Source organism: Vibrio sp. 2304 (assembly GCF_033339475.1).
In the GTDB taxonomy this organism is placed as follows: Bacteria; Pseudomonadota; Gammaproteobacteria; order Enterobacterales; family Vibrionaceae; genus Vibrio; species Vibrio alginolyticus.
In genome coordinates, this window is sequence record NZ_JAWOUQ010000040.1 from 1 (window position 1) to 1,448 (window position 1,448).

Below are 1,448 nucleotides of genomic sequence, written 5' to 3' on the forward strand. Positions count from 1 at the left end.
AAAGTCGTCGCTATGAACCTCATATCCAGTCACGGAAGGATGAGTCAGAAGCCATTAAAAACACGGATTTTAAGGCTCACCGTTGGGTTGTAGAGAGAACACACAGTTGGATGAATCGCTACCGTCGTGTCCTGACTCGTTGGGAGAAGAAAGTCGAGAATTATGAGGCGATGCTGCATTTTGCCTGTGGTATCATTGTCTGGACTAAAAACCTATTGGGATAGGTTCTTAGTAAATAAAAATTCAGAAGGGATATGTTATGAACTATACAAAATTTGATGTAAAAAATTGGGTTCGCCGTGAGCATTTTGAGTTTTATCGGCATCGTTTACCATGTGGTTTTAGCTTAACAAGCAAAATTGATATCACGACGTTAAAAAAGTCATTGGATGATTCAGCGTATAAGTTTTATCCGGTAATGATCTATCTGATTGCTCAGGCCGTGAATCAATTTGATGAGTTGAGAATGGCGATAAAAGATGATGAATTGATCGTATGGGATTCAGTCGACCCACAATTCACCGTATTCCATCAAGAAACAGAGACATTTTCAGCACTGAGTTGCCCATACTCATCCGATATTGATCAATTTATGGTGAATTATTTATCGGTAATGGAACGTTATAAAAGTGATACCAAGTTATTTCCTCAAGGGGTAACACCAGAAAATCATTTAAATATTTCAGCATTACCTTGGGTTAATTTTGATAGCTTTAATTTAAATGTTGCTAATTTTACCGATTATTTTGCACCCATTATAACAATGGCAAAATATCAGCAAGAAGGGGATAGACTGTTATTGCCGCTCTCAGTACAGGTTCATCATGCAGTTTGTGATGGCTTCCATGTTGCACGCTTTATTAATCGGCTACAAGAGTTGTGTAACAGTAAATTAAAATAAGCTCAGGTTAAATTAAAGGGTTTCATATCTAGTGAAGCCCTGTTTTATTATGTTTTGAGTTAACTTATCTTCAATGGCGGTCATAGAACCGACTGTTTACCCTCAAATAAATGTGTGAGCCGAATTATTATATCATCCTTCCGCAAAAGGCTAAAAACCATAAACAATAAAATGTTTTTTGTCGGCTTTTGTTCGCACTTTTTATCTGTTTCTAGGCATTTTATGATAATTTTTTAAAGGTAAGCTTGAAATAACACGTCGATGCCAAGATATGTATCAAATCATGATATATAAACTAAATGGGATAAAGAATGAATAAGAACCTATCCCAAAAGGATTTTATTCCAGACAATGATGGCACAGGCAAGATGCAGCATTGCCTCGTAATTTTCGACCTTTTTCTCCCAACGAGTCAGGACACGACGGTAGCGATTCATCCAACTGTGTGTTCTCTCTACAACCCAGCGGTGGGCCTTAAAATCCGTGTTTTTGATGGCTTCTGATTCATCCTTCCGTGACTGGACATGAGGCTCATAGCGACGACTTC

Annotated in this window: 2 protein-coding genes and 1 pseudogene; 2 read left to right on the forward strand and 1 reads right to left on the reverse strand. The window is 37.8% G+C overall.

The features are described 5' to 3' along the window. Both R7P64_RS24095 and R7P64_RS24100 read left to right on the forward strand, forming a co-directional pair. A pseudogene (locus R7P64_RS24095) lies at positions 1-224 on the forward strand (IS5/IS1182 family transposase); the annotation flags it as partial. Positions 225-259: 35 nt separating this feature from the next. Beyond that, positions 260-901 carry a type A-3 chloramphenicol O-acetyltransferase CatIII gene (locus R7P64_RS24100; protein WP_004920769.1) on the forward strand — a complete coding sequence of 214 codons (642 nt, stop codon included), beginning with the start codon at positions 260-262 and terminating at the stop codon, positions 899-901. Positions 902-1,224: 323 nt separating this feature from the next. On the opposite strand, the gene R7P64_RS24105 is transcribed toward R7P64_RS24100, so the two are convergent. Beyond that, on the reverse strand, positions 1,225-1,448 hold a 224-nt coding region (locus tag R7P64_RS24105; RefSeq protein WP_225455851.1), incomplete at its 5' end, for a transposase.

Excerpts from the sequence above, each read along its gene's own strand:
- R7P64_RS24100 (WP_004920769.1), top strand. The coding sequence starts at position 260 with ATGAACTATACAAAATTTGATGTAAAAAATTGGGTTCGCCGTGAGCAT.